The 6,680-nt window shown below is 64.5% G+C and carries 2 pseudogenes; both read right to left on the bottom strand.

Features of this window, described 5'->3' with window-relative positions:
• A pseudogene (locus BN1120_RS18340) lies at positions 1 to 5,160 on the bottom strand (retention module-containing protein); the annotation flags it as partial.
• Positions 5,148 to 6,680: pseudogene (locus BN1120_RS21830) on the bottom strand (retention module-containing protein); the annotation flags it as partial. The pseudogenes BN1120_RS21830 and BN1120_RS18340, both read right to left, overlap by 13 nt.

Genomic DNA, 6,680 nt, shown 5'->3' on the forward strand with positions numbered 1-6,680 from the left:
GCCACCGCTGCCGGTGTTGCCAAGATCATTGGTCACCATGGTCAGGGCATCCTGGCCATTGAAGTCCTGCTCGCCCTGATAGGTCACGCCCCCTGCGAGCAAGGCATTGATGGCATCCTGGGAACCGCTCAGCACCAGGGTGTTGCTGCCGCTGCCGCTCACCGTCACGCCACTGCCCGCCGCCAGTTCCAGGGTACCGTGCAGCACGGAGAGGGTGACTGAGAGGGGGCTGTTGCCCGCATCCACATCGCTCACCTGCAGCCCGTGAATGGTGAAGGGCTGATCTTCCTGCGCCACCTGAGGCGTCGTCGGCAGCTGGTTGACGGGGGCATCGTTGACCGGTTGTACCAGGATGGGCAGCACATCGGTGTCACTCAGGGCGCCACCGCTGCCGGTGTTGCCCCGATCGTCCGTCACCATGGTCAAGGCGTCATTGCCATGGAAGTCCGGGTCCCCCTGATAGGTGACGCCGCCCGAGAGCAGGGCATTGAGATCCGCCAGAGTGCCGGTCAGCACCACATCGCCGGTACCGTTGCCGGTCAGGGTCACACCGCTCCCGGCCGGCAGGGTCAGGGTGCCGTGCTCCACCGAGAGGCGCACTTCCATGATGCCGTTGCCCGCATCCACGTCCTTGACCTGCAGACCCTGGATGACGAACGGCTCGTCCTCCTGGGCCACCTGGGGATCATCGGGCAGCACGTTGACGGGGGCGTCGTTGACCGGGCTCACATCGAGATGGATGGTGCCGTTCACTTCCGGGCCGAGGGCGCCGTTGTCCAGGCTCTGGGCCGTCACCTTGATCGCCATGGCGCCGTTGGCGTCATGGGTCACCAGCTCCACCGCGTCGAGCTTGCCCCCATCCGTGGTGACCTGCCAGCGACCACCGCCGAGATCCACCACGGTACCGCTCACGCCGCTCGGCAAGCGGATTTCTGCCCCGTCCGGCACCCCTTCCAGGGTGACGCGCACCTGCTCGGGCCCGTTCTCGTGCACATTGCCGGCATTGCCGCCGGTGGCATGGGTATCCCGGGTCTCCACCCCCAGGTTCAGGGTGATCACATCCCCTTCGGTGCCGCTCGCCTGCTCCTGCATGTCGGTGATGACCGCATCCCCCACCGGATTGACGGTGACGGTGAAGCCCGCACTGGTTTCAAAGGGCAGGGTCAGCCCCTTGTCCAGGGTGAAGGCGCTCAGGGTCAGACTCACGGTGCCGCTGAAGTCCGCAGGCGGGATCAGGGTCAGCTTGGAGAAGTCGGTGCCCACAGGCACCTGCCACACCCCACCGCCGTTGTTGACCGCCGGGGCGGACAGGGTGAAGCCATCCGGCACCCCCTTGATCTGCAACCCGACGATCTGCTCGGAGCCATCGTTGTCGATGAGGCTGGCCCCCAGCCCCCCCAGGCTCACGCTGCCATCTTCCTGGCCCGTGACGTTCTGGACCGTGAGGTTGGCCGGATCGTTGACCGGCAGCACCTCGAAGCTCACGTTGCCGCTCCAGCTCCCCCGATCCGTGCCCGTGGTGGCGGTATCGAGAATATCCACCGTCACCGCCAGCGGCACCTTGCCGCTGAAGTGCTCCTTGGGCACGAACACCAGATCCTTGAGGTCCGCCGGGTCGTTCACCGTGAGGGTGGCGACCGGCTGGCCGTTCTTGTCGAGGAAGTGACCATATTGGGGATCCACGGTCACGACCACCTGCTCCACGGTCTCGAGACCGCCATCGGCCACCGAGGGGCTGATGTCAGCGAGCTTGACCGAGAGATCGAGGTGGATCTCGGTGTCTTCCAGGTTGTCAGGCTGGCCGTCGCCGTTTACGTCCTTCACGTTCAGTTGCAGCTCGGGCAGGCCGTCCGCCCCGCCGTTGATGTCCACCTCCGGGGTGATGGAGAGGGTGACGTCCTTCTCCACCATCTTGGTGTCACCGCTCACGGTGTCGGTGTTGACCAGGCGCACATTGAAGTGCAGGCCGTCACCGGCATAGTCTTGCGGCAGGGTCAGAGTCAGGCGGTCGAGATCATCGAGGCCACCCGGCAGCTTGATGAGGTACTCGCCGTTAACAAAGTCGAAGGTGAGCCCCTGCACGTTGACGCCCGGGGGGAGACCAGTGATGACGATGCTGAGCTCGTCGTCCCCGCTGTCCGCCGTGCCCAGGGTCACCATCTGCTTGAGCTGGCTGCCGAAGTTGACGCCGTGATCCTCCACCCCGGTGATGGGGGCGCTGTTGTCAAAATCGACATCGGCGGCCACCTGACCCGAGTGGGTCGCGCCATGGAAGTCGGCGCTGGCGGTGATCTCCCGATAGGCCGGAGCACTCACATCCCCCTCGTTGTTGTCGCCAAGGTCGATCACCCTGGCGCTCACCTTGAAGGTGACGGTGCCGGTGAAGCCATCCGGCGAGCGCAAGGCATAACTGCCGAGGGCGTCGTGGGGCACCGTCCAGTTGCCCTTGCCATCGTTGATGCCGCCCACCACCACGAAGCCGGGGGGCAGATCGCTGATCACCAGGTAGTCGATGACCTCATCGCTGCTGGGGTCCAGATCCTCGAACACGAAGACGCCATCCAGCGGGATGTCGTGCCCGTCCGGGCTCTCCAGCTGACCGGTCTGCACCAGGTTGCCATCGGGCTCCACCACCGCCTGGATATCCACATGCAGGGTGCCGTCGATCACCTTCTGGGCAGTGGCGCTGGAGTCCACATCCACTTGTGTCACCGTGACATGGCTCTGGAGGGTGGTGTCCCTGTCGCTGTCTTCGGGCCCTTTCACCAGCAGCTGGCCACCGCCGAGCAGGCTTTGCAGCTCGGCGTCGCTCAACTCCACGGCGCCGCCGCTCACGGTCAGCTGGGTCTCGACCCCGCCCACGCGGATCCAGACTTCATACCCGGGTTCGATACCGGAGAGGCTGAGGTGGGTCACCTTCTCGGCGCCGTCGGTCAGATCAGGCTGCCAGTCGAGGACGGTGAACTGATCCTCCAGGCCATGGCTGGTCTTGGCATAGTCGGTAGCGTCGATGGCCGGCTCCACCTTGATGGTGAGGGGCACGTCGAAACTCTTGTGGTCGCCGTCATTCTCGGTCACCACCACGTGGCCGACCAGGTGCAGATCGGCGGTGCTGTTGGGGGGCGGCTGGATCTGCAGGTTGCCGAGGCTGGTCACATCCACCTGATAGAGGGGATTGCCCTTGCCATCGAGCCCGGCGAAGGTCAGGGTCAGCTCCTTGCCACTGCCGTCGAATACCCTGGCCCCTTCCGGCAGCCCTTCCAGCACCAGGTTGAGGGTTTCCGAGTGATCGAGCGGGGTATCCGTCCACTCCCCCGAGGTGAGCTTGAAGTCCAGCGGTGCCCGGCCATCCTCCTGGATGGTGATGCTGTAGCCGTTGCCATCCTGGGTCCAGTCGGTGGTATTGAGATCGAAATGGGGTTCATCCACTACCCCCACCAGATCCACGTGCAGGCTCTGGCTGCCGGTCTCCTTCTCGTTCACCACAGTGTGGGTCTGGCCGCTGGCATCGGTCAGGATGGCGGTGTCCTTCACCACCCCCTTGATGGTGAGATCGAAATCGACGTTGCTGTTTTTGGGCGGCAGCAGCTTGAGGTCATTGATGCGGTCATAGGGCACCTCGTAATAGCCGTTGGCATCCAGAGTGACCGCCACCCCACCCAGCAGCAGGGTGGCACCGGCGGGCAGGCCGCTGATGCGCACGAACAGCTGCTCGGAGCCATCTGTGGTGTCTCCCAGATGGGCGAGCCCAATCTTGCTGCCCAGATCGATCAGGGTATCTTCCTTGCCCTGGATCTCGCGCACCGTCAGCTTGGCGTCGTCCGCCAGCGGGTTCACGTTGACAATCACCTCCAGAGGATCGCCGAGGGCCGTCTCCTTGCCGGTCACCACCGGGGTCTTCTCCGTGCTCACCGGGGTCACAATGAGCTTGATGTCACCGCTGTAGTCCTTGCCGGGCACCACGGTCACCTTGTTGATGTCGCCACCGGCCACCGTATAGAGGCCGTTCGCCCCCGGGGTGAGCACCTTGCCATTCAGGGTCAGCGTGCCCTGGCCGGAGGCCCACTCTATCTGGTAGCTCAGGGTCTCGGAGCCGTCCGTATCGGTGAGACCCGCCTTGACGTTGAGGGCGATGCCGCTGCTGTCCTCGTCCGTGGTGTAGTGCTGGTGCGTGCTGCCCGCATCCCACAGGGGTTTGTCGGCAATGCCCTGCACCGTGATGTCCAGATTGCCGGTCAGCACCGGGGGCTTGCTCCCCTCGGTGACCCCCACCTGCAACTGCACCGGGAAGCGCAGCGCAGCACCTCCGTTGTTGTAGCTCGAGTAGTCGTGGTTTGGCACAAAAGTGACACCGGTGAGCTGGAACTTGTCATCGGTGTTGGCCACCGCCACCATGGCCGCGGGCGGCACCTCATACCAGGTCTTGCCCCCCTGGGTGATGGTGGTCAGTGCGACGCCGTTGAAATAGAAGGTGCCCTGGGCGTTGGCTGGCGCCTGGATAAGCAACTGCTCCACATGCTCGCCCCGATCGAAATCCCCCACATCCAGGTTCATGGTGATGGGGATCCCCTGGCCCGGATCGCTCGCCCCCGCATCCTCCTGGCCGGTGACGGCGCTCACGGTGAGCTTGCCCGCCTCGTCCCGGATGGTCAGGGTCAGAAGACCATCGTCGGTATCCCCGTCGCCATCCACCAGGTGGAAGCCTATCTGCTGTACCAGGGTGTTGTTGCTGTGATCGATGCCCGATTTGGCGGTGAAGCTGTAGTCACCCTCGGCATTGATCACCAGGGTGCCGATGATCTGCCCCGTGCCGTCCGTCACCGAGATGGTGGTATTGCCCGTGGCGGCGATGGGGTGCTCGGTGCCATTGATGGTCACCGCTCTCACCACCGCATCATCCGCCCCCTCGCTGGCAGTGGCCAGCAGATCGCCAGTCACTTTCGCCCCTTCATTCAGGGTCTTGCTCGCGTCCACGGCCACGGGTACGTCATCCTGCACGCTCACATGACCGATCACTTCGGCGCTCAGATCCCCGTCACTGTCCCGTGCCTGCAAGGGCAGCTGGATATCCAGCAGATCCTTGCCCTGGACGCTGTGATCAAGGTTGCCGGTCAGCTCGAAGGTGTAGCGGCCGGACGCATCCAGGGTCAGCTTGAAGATGAGCTTGCCTGCGCTGTCCTTGCCAAGGTAGACACCCGGTCACTCCCGGCGGCGATCGTCACCTGGCCGATGGCAACCTCTCCCGTGCCTGACGGACTGGTGCCCCCATGCTGGCCACTGCCCCCGTTGAGGTCCGACTCCTTGACGGTCACCCCCTCGATGGCGGTGATCACGGGATCCGCCGCATCGGTGATCACCGCCGTGGTGCTGCCGGTGATCACGCTGCCGTCGCTGTCGGTCACCTTGATCGGCAGGCTCAGGTTGAGCTTGTCGTCCGCCCCGTGATCCAGGTTGGTGTGTACCGTCACCTGGTAATCGAGGGTTGCCTGGGTGTGGGCTTCGATGCGCCCCGGCACATTGGGCAGGGTCACCGTCAGCACCAGGGTGCCGCTCGCAGTCACTGCCTGGAAGCTGTGGCCGTTGCTGCCCGCCACCTCTTGCCAGGTGAGGGTCTCACCGTTGTGGGTGATGGCCTTGCCACTCCCATCCACGACTTGGCCCGAGAGGGTCAGCCGCACGTCCACCACGGGATCGGAGTCTGCAGTGATGGTCAGGGTGCCGGTGGCATGCTGATCATCGCCGGTCTGGTTGTTGCCGGCGCCATCGAAGCGCCCTTCACTCACCGTCACGCCGGTCAGGGTGAGGGTCGGTTTGTCCCCTTCCGAAATGCGGATGTTGAGGGTACCCGTGGTGCTGTCGTTGTTGCCGCTGCCCTTGTCGCTGTCGACGATGTTGAGCTTGAACGGCAGGTCGGTGGCGTTGCCACCGCTCTGGTGAACCCCCTCGAACAGGGTCACCTTGTAGTCAAAACCGTTGCTGGCGGCATTGTCCAGCTTGCCCACCAGTTCGACCTGAAGCACCTCGACGCGCTGGCCATTGACTTCCACATAGCCCTTCAGCACCTGGTTGCCCGGGATGCTGGCATCGCCGTCCACCAGCTCGTATTTGACGCTCTGGCCCAGGGCGGTCAGGGCCGGCTGCTCGCTGATGTCGGCAAACGACACCTCGCTCACCCGATCAGAGCCCGCATTGACCTGGAAGTGACCTGTGCCGGTCAGGGTGTTGTGACCGTCGAGCCCACGCTCATCCAGGCTCACCCCGCTGCCCGCCACGAAACCTGGCGCATGGCCGTCCTTGATGGTGAGCGGCAAATCGGTGGAGACCCTGTCCCCATCCTTGTCGGTCAGGGTGACGGTGAGCGGCAGGTCGAGGGATTCGCTGCCCTGGTGATCCAGCTCGGCCCCCAGGGTCACCTTGGCGGTGACGCTCCAGTTGCCGTTGCTCTCCACCAAATCCAGCTCGGCCCGCAGCACCTCGCGGCCGTCCGCGCTGGTCCCCACCAGATCACCGTTGGCATCCAGGGTGAAGGTGACCGGGCTGCCGTGGCTGCTGTACTTGCCATCCAGGCTGCCTTGAATGGCTGCGATATCGAATTTGAGGCTGCTCGTGTCGAGCGCATCAGCCCCGTGGCTCACGGTGAAGCTCATGGCGCTCACCACGGCGCCGTCCCCCTGGTTCGC

Origin of the sequence: Aeromonas caviae (assembly GCF_000819785.1) — a bacterium.
GTDB lineage: Bacteria > Pseudomonadota > Gammaproteobacteria > Enterobacterales > Aeromonadaceae > Aeromonas > Aeromonas caviae.